16 protein-coding genes are annotated in these 17,445 nt (G+C 60.2%); 8 read left to right on the top strand and 8 right to left on the bottom strand.

Annotated features, from left to right (window positions below):
• Nucleotides 1–221: 221 nt before the first annotated feature.
• Together AX768_RS21395 and AX768_RS21400 are read right to left on the bottom strand one after the other, a co-directional pair.
• Nucleotides 222–1,913 carry a VRR-NUC domain-containing protein gene (locus AX768_RS21395; protein ID WP_062002396.1) on the bottom strand — a complete coding sequence of 564 codons (1,692 nt, stop codon included), beginning with the start codon at nt 1,911–1,913 and terminating at the stop codon, nt 222–224.
• 64 nt (nt 1,914–1,977) lie between these two features.
• A complete protein-coding gene (locus AX768_RS21400; protein WP_062002012.1) occupies nt 1,978–2,727 on the bottom strand; it encodes an SDR family NAD(P)-dependent oxidoreductase in 750 nt (249 codons plus the stop codon).
• A gap of 92 nt (nt 2,728–2,819) precedes the next feature.
• Here AX768_RS21400 and AX768_RS21405 point away from each other — a divergent pair, with 92 nt between their 5' ends.
• The 4 genes from AX768_RS21405 to AX768_RS21420 all read left to right on the top strand — a co-directional run bounded on the left by AX768_RS21405 (nt 2,820) and on the right by AX768_RS21420 (nt 8,984).
• A complete protein-coding gene (locus AX768_RS21405; RefSeq protein WP_062002013.1) occupies nt 2,820–3,176 on the top strand; it encodes a winged helix-turn-helix transcriptional regulator in 357 nt (118 codons plus the stop codon).
• Between the two features lie 147 nt (nt 3,177–3,323).
• The gene (locus tag AX768_RS21410) at nt 3,324–4,625 is read left to right on the top strand and encodes a UDP-N-acetylglucosamine 1-carboxyvinyltransferase (RefSeq protein ID WP_062002397.1); all 1,302 of its coding nucleotides are present in this window, start codon (nt 3,324–3,326) and stop codon (nt 4,623–4,625) included.
• Between the two features lie 364 nt (nt 4,626–4,989).
• Nucleotides 4,990–5,808, top strand: coding sequence for a substrate-binding periplasmic protein (locus tag AX768_RS21415; RefSeq protein ID WP_062002014.1), 819 nt, complete (start codon nt 4,990–4,992; stop codon nt 5,806–5,808).
• 44 nt (nt 5,809–5,852) lie between these two features.
• The gene (locus tag AX768_RS21420) at nt 5,853–8,984 is read left to right on the top strand and encodes a bifunctional diguanylate cyclase/phosphodiesterase (protein WP_062002398.1); all 3,132 of its coding nucleotides are present in this window, start codon (nt 5,853–5,855) and stop codon (nt 8,982–8,984) included.
• 33 nt (nt 8,985–9,017) lie between these two features.
• Here the strand turns inward: AX768_RS21420 and AX768_RS21425 are convergent, their stop codons facing one another.
• Complete coding sequence (locus AX768_RS21425; protein ID WP_062002015.1) at nt 9,018–9,938, bottom strand: LysR substrate-binding domain-containing protein; 921 nt, start codon at nt 9,936–9,938, stop codon at nt 9,018–9,020.
• Between the two features lie 114 nt (nt 9,939–10,052).
• Between AX768_RS21425 and AX768_RS21430 the strand changes: the two genes are divergently transcribed.
• The 3 genes from AX768_RS21430 to AX768_RS21440 all read left to right on the top strand — a co-directional run bounded on the left by AX768_RS21430 (nt 10,053) and on the right by AX768_RS21440 (nt 11,983).
• Nucleotides 10,053–11,135 (top strand): tartrate dehydrogenase, encoded by a 1,083-nt coding sequence (locus AX768_RS21430; protein ID WP_062002016.1) that lies wholly within the window; start codon nt 10,053–10,055, stop codon nt 11,133–11,135.
• Between the two features lie 84 nt (nt 11,136–11,219).
• Nucleotides 11,220–11,432 (top strand): DUF2934 domain-containing protein, encoded by a 213-nt coding sequence (locus AX768_RS21435; RefSeq protein WP_062002017.1) that lies wholly within the window; start codon nt 11,220–11,222, stop codon nt 11,430–11,432.
• A 353-nt stretch (nt 11,433–11,785) separates the two neighbouring features.
• Complete coding sequence (locus tag AX768_RS21440) at nt 11,786–11,983, top strand: hypothetical protein (RefSeq protein WP_062002018.1); 198 nt, start codon at nt 11,786–11,788, stop codon at nt 11,981–11,983.
• A gap of 8 nt (nt 11,984–11,991) precedes the next feature.
• On the opposite strand, the gene argE is transcribed toward AX768_RS21440, so the two are convergent.
• From argE to AX768_RS21465, 5 genes are read right to left on the bottom strand one after another with little or no spacing between them, the layout of a single operon-like run.
• Complete coding sequence (argE, locus tag AX768_RS21445) at nt 11,992–13,179, bottom strand: acetylornithine deacetylase (protein ID WP_062002019.1); 1,188 nt, start codon at nt 13,177–13,179, stop codon at nt 11,992–11,994.
• A gap of 3 nt (nt 13,180–13,182) precedes the next feature.
• Nucleotides 13,183–13,854 (bottom strand): DUF1028 domain-containing protein, encoded by a 672-nt coding sequence (locus AX768_RS21450; RefSeq protein ID WP_062002020.1) that lies wholly within the window; start codon nt 13,852–13,854, stop codon nt 13,183–13,185.
• 12 nt (nt 13,855–13,866) lie between these two features.
• On the bottom strand, nt 13,867–14,280 hold the full coding sequence (locus AX768_RS21455; protein WP_062002399.1) for a RidA family protein: 414 nt from the start codon (nt 14,278–14,280) through the stop codon (nt 13,867–13,869).
• Between the two features lie 7 nt (nt 14,281–14,287).
• Nucleotides 14,288–15,772, bottom strand: a complete 1,485-nt coding sequence (locus tag AX768_RS21460) for a 4-hydroxyphenylacetate 3-hydroxylase family protein (protein ID WP_062002021.1) — start codon at nt 15,770–15,772, stop codon at nt 14,288–14,290.
• A 44-nt stretch (nt 15,773–15,816) separates the two neighbouring features.
• Nucleotides 15,817–16,362: a flavin reductase family protein gene (locus tag AX768_RS21465; RefSeq protein WP_178391847.1), complete on the bottom strand. Its 546-nt coding sequence runs from the start codon at nt 16,360–16,362 to the stop codon at nt 15,817–15,819.
• Nucleotides 16,363–16,517: 155 nt separating this feature from the next.
• On the opposite strand from AX768_RS21465, the gene AX768_RS21470 reads away from it, so the two are divergent.
• Complete coding sequence (locus AX768_RS21470; RefSeq protein ID WP_062002023.1) at nt 16,518–17,441, top strand: LysR family transcriptional regulator; 924 nt, start codon at nt 16,518–16,520, stop codon at nt 17,439–17,441.
• Nucleotides 17,442–17,445 lie beyond the last annotated feature (4 nt).

Genomic DNA, 17,445 nt, shown 5'->3' on the forward strand with positions numbered 1-17,445 from the left:
TTGCGCTCTCCAATAGCGCGGGTCTAACGAGAGAAGTGCAGGGCGAAAACCACTTTGAATGCGGTTCAGGCCGGCGCAAAATGTTTAGAGTGCTTAATTATTAAAATGCCCGCCAGCGCTTTAGTTCAACCGGCATGGATTCTCGACCTTCGAGTTTGCTTCAAAGGTGCGGTTACGTCATCCGGCAAAGGCCACTTCAACTCCCTGGTCCATTGACACCGTCAAACAACTGCTTTTCTGAGCGTCTCCGCCCATCTCACATGAACGACGCGCACCGGCATATCGTGCGCCGCGCAGTACGCGAGCCAGCGCGTCTGGTTATCCTGCAGACGGTCCCCCGGCCCCTTCACCTCGATCATTTCGTAGCGCCTCTGTTGCGGCCAGAAGCGGATCAGGTCCGGAAACCCCGTCCGGTTAGCGCCAATATCCTGCAAAAGCCTGCGAAACCACAACTTCATATGTGCGGCGGGCAAGCAAAGCAGCGCCTGCTCCAGCAGTTCGGCTGTCAGCATTCCCCAATGAACGAAAGGAGATTGAACGCCCGCCTTCAATTCAAACGCCGACCGGATCACGTGCTCGTGCTGAGCGGTATCGAGTAAAGCAAGGCATTGGTCGAACGCGTCGCGCCGTGCCGCATGAAAGCCCGGCGAATGGAGATCCGCGGGACCACGCTGGAACGGATGGAAAAATGCGCCCGGCAGCGGCATGAAGATCGCGTCCCAGCAAAGCAGCCCGAAGAGCGAATTGATCAATGTGTTCTCGACGTAATGCACGCCCGCGCCCGGTTCGCTGAGTGCATCGCGAACGATCATTTCTACCGAAGCAGGCTGGGCCGGCATGGGCAGGACAACATCGATACGTTCAACGGTTCGCGCCATGCCCGCGGGCTCGATGGGAAGCCCAAGCCTGCGCCGAAGCCGTGGAAGCATGCGCCCGACGCGCTGCGCTTCCTCCTCGCTTTCGGGCTCGCTGCACGCCTGAAGCGCCAGGACGTATGCATCGGTGTGAAAACCCGCCTGTTCCAGCGCACGCATGCGCCGGTGCCGCGCACCCGGAAACGCGCACGACCTGTAAGCGGCCAATGCCGTATCCCAGTGACGAAGCCGCTCGCAGTACTGCCCCACGCGATACAACAATTTTTGCCGGCGCTGGTCCAGCCAGCCGTGATCGCAAGCCAGTGCTTCGATCTCGGGAATCATGGCTTCGATGGACGGCACGTCATCGATGGTATCGAGCATGTCGCGGTATGCATGCACGGCCAGGAACACATCGATATCCGCGCGGGTTTGGAAAGCGCGCGACGACCGTTCGAGCAAGACCCGCTCGTAGCGCACGATCCCGAGGTCCGCGAGTACGAACTCGGCCCAGCTTTGGCGCAAATTGCCGAAGAACATGAGCCTCAGGCGCTCGCATAACGCGGTCACATTCAAACGCATGACGACGTCGCATGCACCCGGATGCCAGTCGCGATAAACCCGCTCGCCGGGATGCAGGAACGAAAGCGATTCCTGTAGCTCGGACTTGCGCGCGCTCGCGGCGGCCGGATTTAGCGAGAAGATCTTCGTCAGCTCGGGCTTCGTGTGAAGACCGAAGACCTGGTCGAGCGTAAGCGGCGGATTTGCGTCCACCCAACCGAGCGCATTGAGCGGCGCGAGCGCTTCGAGCGGGCATCCGATTTCATCGTAGAGCAGTTTGCTTGCGCGGAAATGCGGTCCCACGCGCATCAGCATGCGAACCAGCAACGCCCGCGACCCGAGCGGCAACGCCGGAAATTCGCGCAGGAAAACCCGCTCCTCTTCAGCCCAGAGGTCGTCGTAACGATCCGCAAGCCATTGGAGCGCGCGCTCGAAATTCAGGAGGTAATAAAACCGGCGCTGAAAATTCGCAGGTTGCGGGGAAGTCGGATCGCTCATGATCACTGTATGCATATACAGCAGTCATGATACCGCTACTGAAGCGCCCTGGGGTCGCTCCGTGTCAAATTTGCGCCGAGCCGCCATCGACGAAAAGTTCGCTGCCCGTTACGAAACTGCTTTCATCGGAGGCGAGGAAAAGTGCTGCATTTGCAGTCTCTTCGGGCTTGGCGAGACGTCCGAGCGGCGTGACCGATTGCACGTACTTGATCATCTCGTCGCTGGCTTCCTGCGTGGTCGCGAGGCCATGCCAGCCAGGCGTCGATGTCGCGCCGGGAACCAACACGTTGACGCGGATCTTGCGCGGCGCGAGGTCGACAATCCAGCTTCGGGCGAAATTGCGGATCGCGGCCTTGGTCGCGCTATAAACGCTGAACGATGCCCCTCCTGTTACTTCCGTGGTCGATCCGGTCAAGATGATCGAGCTGCCGTCCCTCAACAGCGGCAACGCCTTCTGCACGGTGAAGAGCGTGCCCTTGACGTTGGTGTCGAAGGTCTTGTCGAAGTGCTCTTCCGTGATCTGGCCGAGCGCTGCAAATTCGCCGCCGCCTGCGTTGGCGAAGAGGATATCGATACTGCCCGCCTCGCTTTTGACGACCTCGAACAACCGGTCTATATCAGCAAGTTTCGATACGTCGCCCTGGATGCCGCGCGCGTTCGAGCCCACTTCCGCGACCGCTGCGTCGAGTTCCTGCTGGCGCCGTCCGCTCATGAACACGCGCGCGCCCTCCTCGGCGAAACGCTTGGCCGTGGCGAGACCAATACCGCTGTTCGCGCCCGTGATCACCGCGACTTTTCCTGTGAGCTTGCCCATGTGAGTTCTCCTTTAATGAGTTGGAGAATTCATTATGGGCGGGTACATTCTGTTATGCTAGTACCTACCTAAAGGTATGTGCCAAGGACATCATGGAAACCCGTTCTTTCAGTTGTGGGCTCGAGGTCGCGTTATCGGTAATCGGCGGAAAGTGGAAACCGATCGTCCTGTTTCATCTGAATGGCGGCCCGCGGCGTTTCGGCGAGCTCAAGCGGCTCGTCGCCGGCATCAGCGAGAAAGTGCTGATCCAGCAAGTGCGCGAACTCGCAGAAGATGGCGTCATCATGCGCCGTGACTACGGCGAGATTCCACCGAGAGTCGACTATCAGATGACCGAATTCGGGTTGACGCTCGCCCGTGCGCTGATGCCGCTATGCGCTTGGGGCGATGCAAACCGCGAACGCATCGACGCTTTGCTTAACAATAAAGCGCTGGCTGCAAGCGACTGAAAATAGGGGCCGGGTACGGATTCTGAAAAGCACCTCAAGATGTCGTGCCATGCACACATCGACATCGAAATTGACTGGCCCATGACGGCAAACGTTGCACGCGGTGGCATCATATGCGCCTTGCTCTCAAACGCCTGGCACCCATACATGTCCAACCTGATCGTCCACGGCGGCATTGCGCTGCGCGGTGAAATCACCCCGTCCGCCAACAAGAACGCCGTCCTGCCCATTCTCTGCGCCACCCTTCTGACCGACCAGCCATTGCGGCTTATAGGCGTTCCGGACATCACCGACGTCAAGAAGATCCTCGACATTTTCCGCATGCTCGGCAGCAGCGTTTCAATGGACTTCACGACCGGCGTCCTGCAGCTTCACCATCACGCCACGCGGTTCGATCCGGTCGAACACCGGCTGCCGGAAGAGATGCGTTCGTCGATCATGCTGGTGCCGCCGCTGCTCGCACGCTTTGGCGTCGCGCGTCTGGAAAATGACGTAAAAGGCTGCACGTTGGGTGTGCGCGAGATCGACCCGCACGTCGAGGTATTCGAGCGTTTCGGCGCGCGCATCGAGCGCACGACGGACTCGCTGATCGTTCGCGTCGAATCGCAGATGACCGCAAATGATCACTGGTTCGACTATGCATCCGTGACGACGACCGAGAACTTCGTGCTTTGCGCGGCATCCGCGAATGGCACGTCGTCGCTGGTCAACGCGGCATCGGAGCCTCACGTGCAGGAGTTCTGCCGTTTTCTCGCGATGCTCGGGGTGGCGATCGACGGCATCGGAACATCACGCATCACCGTGACCGGCGGCAAGAAACTGGGCGGCGGCGAATTTCGTTTCAGCGAAGACTTTCATGAAATCGCCACGTTCCTCGCGCTCGGCGCTATCACGGGCGGTGACATTGCGGTGAAGAACACGGCGCCGGAACAGTTTCCGCTGATCGACCGGACCTTCGCGAAATTCGGTGTACACGTGGAGCACAGCAACGGCTGGTCGCGCACCGTTCGCGATGGCCCCTTGCGCGTGCGCCGGCCATTCACGCAGAACATCCTGACCAAGGTCGAAGCGGCGCCGTGGCCGTATCTCCCGGTCGACCTGCTGCCGATTTTCATCGCCCTTGGCGTGAAGGCGGAAGGCAGCGCCATGTTCTGGAACAAGGTCTACGACGGCGCCATGGGCTGGTCCGGCGAACTGTCGAAGTTCGGCGCGCACGTGTTCCTGTCGGACCCGCATCGGCTGATCACGTTTGGCGGCCTCACGCTTACGCCGGCCAAGGTGGAGAGCCCGTACATCATTCGCGTGGCGATTGCGCTGCTGATGGTTGCCGCAAGTATTGAAGGCCGCTCGGAAATCACCAACGCGCTGCCTATCCGGCGCGCGCATCCGCGATTCGTCGAAAACCTGCGCTCAGTGGGTGCGAACGTGGAATGGACCAGCAGCGAATAACCCTCACTGCACTTCCAAGTAGTACGAGAAGCGCGGGCGCTCAAGCCCGCGCCTTTTACGCAGTTCATCATTTGACCGCAGTTCATCATTTGACGGCGAATCAAAAGCGCCAGATCAGCCAATCCTGGACCGCATCCCGCACGCGAGTCCAGATCACCAAGCCTGCTTAAATAATTAATTAATCAAACTGCGTGGCGTCAAACGTAAGTGCCTTCGATTTGCGAATAAACTCTCGCCTGCCCGATGTGTCATCCTGTCGGCAAATCTGCTAAACGAACACGTCAATCACTTAGCTAAACAAAGAAGCGTCCGGGCCTCATTGAGCCGATGCGCTCTTGGTCAACTCATTCACCATGGAGACACAGTGATCAGAAATGGTCTTGGCGGCATGCTGCTCAAGCTCTTCTGCCTGGTGGCGACAGTGAGCGCGACTACGAGCAACGCAGTCGCGGCGGGTCCCGATTGCTCCCGGCCCTTTACGCTCGCATTGCACGATCACGGTCTGCTTTATTCCGCCGATACCGACACCGGTATCGACAAGGACTTTGCAGATGAACTGATTCGCCGCAGCGGCTGCAGGGTCAACGTGAGCCTGATGTCGCGTGCGCGCATCTGGCAATTGATTGAATCCGGCGCGCTCGACTTCAGCTTGTCCGGCATTGCGAATGCAGAGCGCGATCGCTTTGCAACGTTTGCGTGGTATTTCACCGATAAATATTATCTCCTCGTCCGAAAAGATTCCGGCATGCACCGTCTGGCGGATTTCGAACGCAGCGACCAGTTTCAGCTCGGCGTCATCCGGAGTTTCCGCTATAGCGATTCCGCCAACAAACTCGTCGATACACTCGCCGCCAAAAATCGCGTCAGTCAGGCGGGCGGCCTCGAACCTCTCTATGAAGCGCTGATCAACCGCCGCATTCAGGGCATGATCATGGAGCCCTTCGATTACCCCGCGCTCGAAGAAAAGCGTATTCGCGATGTCACCACGGTCATCGAATTCAATGATCCTGCCGTGCCGCACGGTTTGATCATGTCGAAAAAAGCGCTTTCGCCCGATGAGCAGGCGAAGTGGCGCGCGCTGGTGAACCAGATGCGCGCGGATGGCACAGTGCTGCGGATCTTCCGCAAGTATTTCAAACCCGATCTGGCGCAGGCCATGGTCGATTTCAAGGCGCCGCAGTGACCCGGGCGCGCCGCTGGGTTCGTGCCGGCCTCTCGCCGCAGTCGCTGCATCGGCTGGTCCCGCTGTTGATTCCTCTGCTGGTCCTCTTTGCCGCGCTGAGCGTCACGTGGGCCGTGTGGGATCACGAACAGCAAGCGTCGCGGCGCGAATTGCTGTCCCAGTTCGACTTCTCGCTCGGCGACGCGGTGAGCCGTGTAGAACAGCGCATGGCCGCCTACGAGCAGATGCTGCACGGCGTGCAGGGCTTGTTTGCCGCCGGCGGCAATGTCGGCCGCGACAACGTGCGCGACTATGTCAGCGCGCTCAATCTCGACGCGAACTTCTCCGGCATCCAGGCAATAGGCGTCGTGAAGTGGGTATCGGCGGCGCAGAAGGACGCGCATATCCAGGCCATGGTCATGGAAGGCTTCGGCCACTACGGCATTGAGCCGCAAGGGTCGCGCGATCACTACGCACCGATCGTCCAGCGCGAACCCAACATAGGCGGCAACCGCCGCACGCCGCTCGGCTTCGACACCTGGACCGATCCGGTGCGCCGTCTGGCCATGGAAAAGGCGCGCGACTCGGGCATGGCCGCGATATCGGGCAAGGTCAGGCTCGCAGTCGACGACGGCCCCGACGCGCAGCCCGGTTTCATCATGTACGTGCCGGTTTATACGCGCGGCCAGTCACAGGAAAACGTTGCGCAGCGCCGGGCGCATCTGGCGGGCTGGGTATATGCATCGTTTCGAATGAGCGATGTGATTGCAAGCCTCTACGGCGAGCAGCCGCGCGGCCTGTCGCTCGCCATCTACGACGGCGTCGAGCCGTCGGCTGCAGCGTTGCTTTATCGATCACCCGATTCCGGCAGGAAACCTCCGGCAGAGACGATCTCCGCCAGCGAATATCTCGTGGTCGCGGGCCATAACTGGACGCTGTCGCTCGCCACGCAAGACGGGTTCAAGACCGGGTTCGGGCGCAACGCGCAATGGATCATCGCGATCACGGGCACGGGGCTGAGCATCACGCTGGCCTTGCTCGCGTGGTTGCTCGTGACCGGCCACGGACGCGCGATGCGCCTTGCTTCCACCATGACGCGCGAATTGCGCGAAAGCGAAGAGAAGTTTCGCGCCATCGCCGATTGCACGGTCAACTGGGAAGTCTGGTGGGGACCGGACGGCAAGCCGCGCTGGATCAATCCGTCGGTCAGGCAATACACGGGCTATACCGTCGAAGAATGCATGGCCATGTCCGACTTCGCCGCCACGCTGATCCATCCGGAAGACATGCCGCGGGTCGCGCCGGAATTCAAGAAGGGGCTGCAGGGGCATCGTGGTCATGACCTCGAATTCCGCTGCGTGCGCAAGGACGGGTCGATTGTGTGGCTGTCGGTTTCGTGGGTGCCGATCACCGACGCCAAAGGTGTCTTCACGGGCTTTCGCACGAGCGGGCGCGATATCACCGAGCGCAAGCACGCCGAGTCGGAGTTGCGTATTGCGGCGGTTGCATTCGATTCGCTGGAAGGCATGATGGTCACCGACGCCAATACCAGGATCCTGCGCGTCAATTCGGCGTTTATCGAATGCACGGGTTACAGCGCGGAGGAACTCGTCGGCAAGACGCCGCGCATGCTTCAGTCCGGCCGGCACGACGCCGCCTTCTTCCGAGAGATGTGGGAATCGATCAACCGCGTGGGCGGCTGGCAAGGCGAAATCTGGGATCGCCGCAAGAATGGCGAGGTGTATCCGAAATGGCTGAGCATCTCGGCCGTGACGGGCGCGGACGGCGTGGTCAGCCATTACGTGGGCGCGCATCACGACATCACCGAGCGCAAGATCGCGGAGGAAAGGATTCGCGAGCTCGCCTTCTTCGACGCCCTCACCCGCCTGCCGAACCGCACACTGCTGATCGATCGCCTCACGCAAGCCATCGCACTCAGCGCGCAGAAGAAGACATGCGGCGCGCTGCTGTTCATCGACCTGGATCACTTCAAGACGCTCAACGATACCCTTGGCCACGACAAGGGCGACGCGCTGCTGCAACAAGCGGCGGGAAGGCTTGCGGCGAGCGTCGGCCGCAGCGATACGGTGGCGCGCGTGGGCGGCGACGAGTTCGTCGTGGTGCTCGGTAGCCTGCATGAAAACCCGCAGGAAGCGGCGAACGAGACGGAGATCATCGGCGAGCGCATTCTCGCTGTTCTCGGCAACCCGTACCATCTCGACGACGTCGAATATCGCAGCACGGCGAGCATCGGGGCGACGCTGTTCTCGGGACATCACACGGTCATCGACGAACTGCTGAAGCAGGCCGACCTCGCCATGTACAAGTCGAAGGAACGCGGCCGCAACGCAATGTGTTTCTTCGATCCCGCCATGCAGACGGCCGTGATCGAACGCGCGACGCTCGAAGCGGGATTGCGCCGCGCGATCGAAGGTGATCAGTTCGTCCTGCACTACCAGGCGCAAGTGACCGACGGCGTGATCGACAACACGACGGACAGCTACCGTGTCATAGGCGCCGAAGCGCTGGTGCGCTGGCAGCATCCGGAAAAGGGACTTGTGCCGCCGGCCGAGTTCATTCCGCTCGCGGAGGAAACCGGCCTGATCCTGGCGCTCGGGGACTGGGTGCTGGAAAGCGCGTGCACACGATTGGCGCAATGGATGGAGCAACCCGAAATGGCGCATCTGACCATGGCCGTGAACGTCAGCGCCCAGCAGTTCCGCCAGCCGGACTTCGTGGACAAGGTGCTGACGATCATCCGCAAGACCGGCGCGCATCCGGATCGCCTGAAGCTCGAACTCACCGAGAGCCTGCTGGTGGACAACATGCAGGACATCGTGCAGAAGATGTGGACGCTCAAGGCGAAGGGCGTGGTGTTTTCGCTCGATGATTTCGGCGTCGGGTATTCCTCGCTGTCATACCTGAAGCGCTTGCCGCTCGATCAGTTGAAGATCGATGAATCGTTCGTGCGCGATGTTCTCGTCGATCCCAACGACGCCGCCATCGCACGCACGATCGTGGCGCTTGCACAAAGCCTCGGACTCGGCGTGATTGCCGAAGGCGTGGAGACACCGGCGCAGCGTGATTTTCTTGCAAGCGTGGGATGCCACGCGTATCAGGGCTTCTATTTTTCACGCCCGATGCGCGTGGAAAGTTTCGAAGCGTTCGTGCGCAAGGACGATGCGGTGGCAGCTTGACGAAAGCCTTTTTCTTCGCAACAGGGCAGTCCATCATTCAGGTGGTTGCGTGCTCCACTGAGCGAATTCATCGGCGAGAAAATCCACGCATACCCGCACCTTCGCCGATGCCGCCAGCCGCGCCGGATACACCGCCCAGACATTCGCCGGCTGCGTGACATCCGGCAGGACCTGCACGAGCTCCCCGCTTTCGAGCAGCGGCCGCACATCCCACAACGAACGCAACACGATCCCCCGCCCGGCCAGCGCCCATTGCACCGCCACCTCGCCGTGATTGGTCGAAAGCGGCCCTGTCACCTTGATCGACACCGGCTCGCCGCGCGCATGCAGACGCCACAAACCAAAAGGATGATCGCGTTCCTTGATCGCGAGGCACGCGTGGCTCGCCAGGTCTGCAAGCTGCCTGGGCGCGCCGTGCTGCTTCAGGTACTCCGGGGAAGCACATAACACGCGATGATTCGATGCCAGCCGCTTTGCAATCAAGTGCGCTGCGATCTCGTCGCCGATACGGATGTCCAGGTCGAAGCCTTCGCCGGCGACATCGACGAGACGGTCGAACAGATCGAGCCTCACGCTCAGTTGCGGGTGTTTGTCGGAGAGACGCGCGAGCGCCGGCGCCACGATATGCCGCCCAAAACCAAAGCTGCTCGATACTCGCAGCGTGCCGCGCGGAACACGCCGCGTGGTGGAGACGTCTTCTACGAGCTGATCGACGTCATCGAGGATTTTTTCAGCCCATGCGTAGACGCGCTCACCCGCTTCCGTGATCGCAACCCGGCGCGTGGACCGATGCAACAAACGCGTACCCAGGTCGGCTTCCAGCACGCCGACGCGTTTGCTCACATACGCCGCCGATACCGACAGCGCCTCCGCCGCCCCGCTGAAACTGGACTTGCGGGCGACCGTGCAAAACACGCGAAGGTCATCGAGATTCGGGGAAAGCGGTGTTTTCATTGTTCACGCTTCGTGCATGGTGGCTTAACCGAAAACCCGATTCTAAGCGGTTCGCCACGGAATAGAATAGGTGTATCGAATAGACTGTTCCTCTCAACCCGGAGACATCACCTCATGACCAAAACCTACAAGATCGCAGTCATACCCGGCGACGGCATTGGCACCGAAGTGATGCCCGAAGCCTTGCGCGTACTCGACGCGGCCACCAGGCGCTTTGGCATCGCAATCGAATATCAGCATATTGAATGGGCGAGCTGTGCGTACTACCAGGAGCACGGCCAGATGATGCCCGACGACTGGAAGTCCCAACTGCAGCACGCCGACGCCATTCTTTTTGGCGCGGTCGGCTGGCCGGATACCGTGCCCGATCACATTTCGCTCTGGGGATCACTGCTGAAATTCCGCCGCGAATTCGATCAATACATCAATTTGCGCCCGGCGCGCCTGTTCGAAGGCGTGCCCTCGCCGCTCGCGAACCGCAAGGCTGGCGACATTGATTTCTGGATCGTGCGTGAGAATACGGAGGGCGAGTATTCATCGGTTGGCGGCGTGATGTTCGAAGGCACGGATCGCGAATTCGTCCTGCAGGAATCGGTCTTTACGCGTCATGGCAGCGAGCGCGTGCTGAAGTTCGCGTTCGATCTGGCCCAGCGCCGCGAGAAGAAAAAGATCACAGTCGCGACCAAAAGCAATGGCATCGCGATCAGCATGCCGTGGTGGGACAAACGGGCCGCAGAAGTGGCTGCGCTCTATCCGGACGTCAAATGGGACAAGCAGCACATCGACATTTTGTGCGCGCGTTTCGTGCTGAACCCGGACCGGTTCGATGTGGTGGTCGCCACCAATCTATTCGGAGACATCCTCTCGGACCTCGGTCCGGCCTGTACCGGCACGATCGGCCTCGCGCCTTCGGGAAATCTTAATCCGGACCGCAAGTTTCCGTCGCTGTTCGAGCCGGTGCATGGGTCGGCGCCGGATATTGCGGGGAAGAACATCGCCAATCCGGTTGCGATGATCTGGTCGGCCGCGATGATGCTCGAATTCCTGGGCGACGCCAAAGGCCCCGAACGCGATGCACACGACGCGATCCTTGCGGCTATTGAAGCGACGCTGAAAGAAGGTCCGCGTACAGGCGACCTCGGCGGCAAGGCAAGCACGACCGAGGTCGGCGAAGCTATCGCGGCGCGGCTGGCTTGAGTATTGCTGCCTCGTTGAGCAGGCTCAAACGAGCCCGAAACGGTCGCGCCTTGCGACCGATTTTCAACCTCGACGGGGCAAATCATGGATGTCCAATTGTCAGAAGAGCAAATTCGCACGCTTGCGTTCTATCTGTGGGAACAAGACGGCAGTCCGGAAGGACGCTCGGACGAGTACTGGGAAAAAGCTCGCCAGCAATTGTCTTCGGGAAGCGATTCCGAAAGCAGCGCTGACGACAAAACCACCGGGTTTGGCGAGGAACCGGATGCGGCCCTTGATCGTCCGTTAGCGGAATAATATATACAGCCGCATCGATTTTGAATTCCTGAACCACGTACGCATCGCGCGCTTTGACGCATCGCCTTATACGTGGACAGAGTCGCTAGATTGCCATTCAATACCTGAGCTCATGAATGGGGATTAGCGGCAGTAAGCGAAATAACTTGAATAGTGTTGCCGCAAACACACGGTCATTAATACAGCCCCGCGCCAGGCAAGGCTTTGAGCCGTCGCATTGGTGACAGTACCTATGTCATCAACCCTTCAGTTGGCGCTTACTGGAACTACATCGCCAATACGTTTGGCCGGTGAGTGTCCAGTGAGTGAATCAGAAATTGTTTTTGCCAATAACTACTGAAGTGGTGTTTAACATGAATACGTCCAATCATCTCAACGCTGCATTTTCGACAATCACCGGAAGCCGCAACAAGGCCACGAAAGCGAGCGCCAAGGTGGAGAAACAAAGTTCCTCGTATATGTCGATGCTCCAGGCGCCCATGACCGTTCTGGCGTGCAACGTCTCGGACCGCTCGGACATCACGGCCTGCGCCATCCTCGGCTATAACTGACAACGTCACTACCGGTTTGCGGAAACCGTCCCCGGCAGACTCGTCGAGAGGTTGCCGAGGAAAGTCAGGCATTTGGATAACTGTTCCAGTTCGACGTACTCATCGGCCTTGTGCCCTTGTTCGATGGAACCCGGTCCGCATACGACCGTAGGAATGCCTATCGACTGAAACAGACCGCCTTCGGTTCCGAACGCGAGCGTGCGCACGTCGTCCCGTCCGGCAGCCGCGCATGCCAGATCGCGCAACCAGGCAGCCGCAGCCCGATCCGACAGTGCCGGATAATCCACCAGTTGTTCCCAGTCGATATCGCTTTCGGCGAACGTTTCGCGCATGGCGCCGACGAGTTCCGTTTCCGCATAGTGCGCGATGGTTTGCACGATGGCGTCCGCGTTATCGGCGGGCAGATTGCGGATTTCGAACTCCACTTGCGCGTGGTCCGGGATCACGTTCAACGCAATACCGCCATTGAAGCGGCCGGTATGGATGGTCGTGTACGGCGGATCAAAGTCGTGGTCGAGCGTTGCCTTTGTGCGCAAGTCGCGCTGCGTTCGCCGCAGGAACGTCACGAGTTCCGCCGCGAAATCCACCGCATTCACGCCGAGATGTGTCAGCGCGGAATGCCCGGCGAGACCTTTCACGCAGCATCTGTACGCCTTCTTGCCCTTGTGCGCCACCGCGACCTGCATGCTCGTCGGCTCGCCAATAATGCATGCAAGCGGCTTAACCGGCGCTGCCGCCAGTTCACGCAACAAACCGCGCACGCCACGGCAACCGACTTCTTCGTCATAACTGAATGCAAGATGAACAGGCACGTCTTTGCAGGTCGCAACGAAGTGCGGCACGCTTGCAAGCACCGCCGCGATGAAACCCTTCATGTCGGCAGTGCCACGCCCGAAGACACGGTCGCTCCCGCGCGTCATCTCGAAGGGCGGCACGGTCCACGGCTGACCCGCGGCGGGTACGACATCGGTGTGACCCGAAAAGCACAGACCCGCCACGTCCTTCGGGCCGATGGTTGCATACAGGTTCGCCTTGCGGCCGGTTTCATCGAAGACGAGTGAGGACTCCACGCCGTGCCGATTTAGATACCGCTGGACATACTCGATCAGCTTGAGGTTCGATTCGGAGCTGCGGGTATCGAACGCGACCAGATCGTTCAGCAGATCGAGCGTGGTGTCGAGCAAGGCGTGCTTCATTGGCTAGAGATCTCCGGGTACTCCATACGACGGTGCCTGCTCGGGACGTATTGCGCGCATTGCGTAGTCGTTCATCTGCGGTTCGTAGCGCTGCCAGAGCGCCCGCAAATCAGCAATGGGTTGATCCGACCAGTCCACGCGCAACTCCGCGAGCGGCCAGACCTCTCTTCCATACACGCAAAATCCCGCCGAATGCACGGGACCCGCTTCGCCGCCTGCCGCCGCACCCGCTTCCAGTGCCGCGATCAGGCGCTCCGCCAGCGAGCTTGCGGGCGATGCTTCGAAGGCTTCGACCATGGCGGCCGGAATGCCATCGTGGGCGAGCAGGTTGCCCGCTGCAACGCAGTTGCGCCCCGGTTTCGTCGCGATTATACCCAGCCCTTTTTGGCCCGTCGCAGCGTCGCGCGAACCGTCGGCATCGAGTACGGCTAGCTGCCGCCACTCCGCGTAAGGACGTGCGTGCTGCAATTGTTGCAAGGTGCTTTCAGCACCAAAACCGGCGCCAAGCAACTGCAATCCGAGCACGCCCAGGCGCGGATCGGTCACGTTCTGACTCAGCACCACGCCATGCGGACTTGCCCATAGACATCGGCTGGGAACCGCGATGCTCGAACTGCACACAATGCCGCCGACCATGCCCGTACGTTCGCATCGGCCAGCCAGGGAAAACGTCATGCGATCCTCCGCTCAGCTATTTGGAATGACGGCGATCACGTCGATTTCGACGAGCCACTCGGGACGCGCAAGCGCTGAAATCACAATACCCGTCGATACCGGGTACACACCCTTCAGCCACTTCCCGACCACGGTGTACACCGCTTCGCGATAGCGTACATCGACAAGATAGATCGTGATCTTGCAGATATCCTCCAGCTTGCTGCCGGCTTCGCCCAGCAACATTGCGATGTTGGCCATCGCCTTTTCGGCCTGCGCGCCAACGTCGCCTATGCCCACCGATTCGCGCGTATCCAGGTCCTGCCCGATCTGGCCGCGCAGATAAACCGTCCCGTTCGCCACGACCGCCTGGCACAGATCGTTATCGAGTTTCTGCTCGGGGTACGTCTCGCGCGTGTTGAACTTGCGGATGCGGGTATGACTCATGGACACCTCACACAACGCGCTTGAGCCGCGGCCCTGCGCTGGATTGAACGACACGGTCCGACAGGTTCGCGGCCTTCTTGACGTAGCCGAGCGTGCTGTCGAAATCGAAGTTACGGAACACGGCACCCAGGTGAGCGAACGGCGGTGATTGCGCGAACAACTGGAACGTGAGGCGATGCCCCGCATAGTCCGAGTTCAGCAAGTCGCGGGCGAACGCGAGCAACTTGCGGCGGTCATCGGAGACCCAGTTTTCGTTGACGGTGTAGAACTTGGCGAGCCAGCCGCTGATCTCCGGATTGGCAAACGACGCCGCGTCCGGCGTCACGCAAATCTGTCCACCGCAGAGTTCACGCGCGAGATGCATCATCTCGTGAAGGCGCGAACATGCCTGCACGCGGCCTGTATAGAGCAAGGATTGATTGGGCATCATCAGGCCGGCGGGACTGCGTTCGCCGCATGCAATCGACGCCGTCAGATGCGCGTTGATGGTCTCGCGATACACGGCGAGCGTCGACAGTTTCTCCTGCACGGCCTGCTGCTTTTCAAGGCCGGTTTGGCGTGCGTTGAACAACGCCGCGCCGATCATCAGGTCGGCAAGACGCAGGTTGCGCTGGACGAACGCGAACGCGCTGTATCGATGCAAGGTCGAGCGAATGAAGGTGGCCGCCTTCGTATGCTGGTAGAACAGCACGTCTTCCCAGGGAATCAGGACGTTGTCGAAGATCAGCAGGGTATCGACTTCATCGCAGCGGTTCGACAGCGGGTAATCTTCCGGATTCGCGCGCCCGGCGAAGCCCGTACGGCAAATGAACTTGAGTCCCGGCGCGGACATGTTGACGACAAAACCCACCGCATAGTCCGAGAGTTTTGCGTCGCCCCAGTTCGCGATGGTCGGCTTCACGAACGCCTGATTCGCATACGCTGCGGCCGTCTCGTACTTGGCGCCACGCACCACGATGCCCGCATCGGTTTCCTTCACCACATGCAAAAGCATGTCCGGGTCCTGCTCCTGAGGCGGTTTCGAGCGGTCGCCCTTGGGGTCGGTGTTGGCGGAGACATGGAACGGGTCTTCATGCAACGCACGATTGATATGCCGCTCGATGTTCGCGGCAAAACGCGGATCGACTTCGTTGAGCACATCCTTGCCGTCGTAGAGCGACCACATCTCGCCGATGGTTTCATCGCCCACGCGGGTGGCGATTCCGCCGATGTCATCGAGCACAGTGTCTACTGCCAGGCGCTTGTCGTGCCAGTCCTGCTGCGTGTACGGCAGCTTCAGGCCGACCGCGTTGCGCTCGCCGGTCTTTTCATCCACGTAGCTCATCACATCCTGCGTCGCCTTCTCATGCGCCATGTCGTAGATGCGCGCGCGGATGTCCACGATCGGCTTGAACATGGGATGCGTGGTCACGTCCTTCACGCGTTCGCCATTGATCCAGACCTGTCGTCCGTCTCGAATGGAGTCGCGATACTGCTCGCCTGTTCTGATCATTGCTGTGCCTCGATCCGTGGGGAAATATCGTCGTTCAGATTCGCCTAGAAAGCCAGGAACTGGCCGTAATCGCGCTTGCAATAAAGCAATGGCATGTGCGCGGCGGGCGCGCGTTTGATCGCCGCGACCTCGCCGAAAAACACCGTGTGCGTGCCTATGGTTTGCTGGGCGACGAGACGGCATTCGATTGCAGCAACTGCCCCGTCGATAAGCGGCACGTCCAGCGCCCCCGCCGTCACCGTGCAGCATGAGAAGTCGAAAGGCCTGGCGCTCGCCGAGCGTCCGGCAAAGGTATCGGCAATGCCGCGCTGCGCCACGTTCAGCAGGTTCACCGCGAACACGCCGTTCGCCGCGACCGCTGCATTGGCCGGGCTGCGTGTATTGATGCAGACGAGCAATGTGGGCGGGTCAGCGCAAACCGAGCTGCAAGCGCTGACGGTGACGCCAAAACGTTCGTTGCCTGCGCCTGTCGTCACGACATGAACCGATGTTGAATTGGACGCCATCGAATCGAGGAATGCGGCCCGCAGATCGTGATTCATTCCGGGCGCCGCTTCCATCAAAGCGCTGTCTGGTTGAGTTGTTTGCATGCCGCCCCCTCGCGTTTGCACTGACCGTGCACAAAATCTACGCTTTGGCATCGCATCCGAAAAACATATTTCAAAAATGCAAATCATCGGATTTGCCTATGCAAGCGTATTTATGTCCACGCACAATAGGATCGATAAAAGACCGGGGGCGGACCATGGAACCTGCGCAATTACGCTATTCATTGAGGCAGTTGAGATACTTCGTGGTGACCGCCGAAGTGCTGTCGTTCACGGCGGCGGCGAAGCTGCTGCATATCTCGCAGCCGTCCATCTCCACAGCGCTCGCGGATCTCGAAGTGTCGTTCGGCGTGCAGCTTTTCATCCGGCATCACGCGAGCGGGTTATCCCTGACACAGGCCGGACGCGAGATGCTCGGACGCGCGCGCGACTTGCTGAAAAACGCGGAAGACCTTCAGACCGCAGCGAAGGAACTGGACGGCGGCATGTCAGGCGCAATCACGCTCGGGTGCCTGGTTTCACTCGCGCCGCCGCTCATGCCCGCGATGATGAGCCGCTTCATAGCGGGTCATGCAGGGATCGCGTTCCGCACGCTCGAAGCGCATCAGGACGATTTGCTGCGCGGCCTGCACGATGGTTCGCTGGATATCGCGCTGACCTACAACCTCGATCTGACCGATGACATCGCGTTCACGCCGCTGCTCTCGTTACCGCCGTATGTGATCTTGCCGAAGAATCACCGGCTGGCGAAACAGCGCACGGTGGCGCTCGCCGACCTGCGCGACGAACCCTACGTGATGCTCGATCTTCCGCACAGCCGCGAATATTTCGCAGGTCTCTTCGACGCCGTCGGCGACCGTCCGATTGCCGCGTTCCGTTCGTCTCAACCTGAAGTGGTTCGCGGCATGGTTGCCAATGGCCTTGGATACAGCATCCTTAATTTTCCGCTGAAATCGAGCCGCACGGTTGACGGCGAGGATTTCTTGATCAGGCAGTTCAAGGACGAAGTCAACGCCACCACGCTCGGGATTGCGCAGTCGCGAAGCATGAAACCACGGCAAGTCGTGCAGCGCTTCGCGGCCTTTTGCGAAGCGGAAATCACCCGCGAGCGAGCACGTTGAGGCG

The sequence above is a fragment of the Burkholderia sp. PAMC 28687 genome, assembly GCF_001577465.1.
Taxonomy (GTDB): Bacteria; Pseudomonadota; Gammaproteobacteria; order Burkholderiales; family Burkholderiaceae; genus Caballeronia.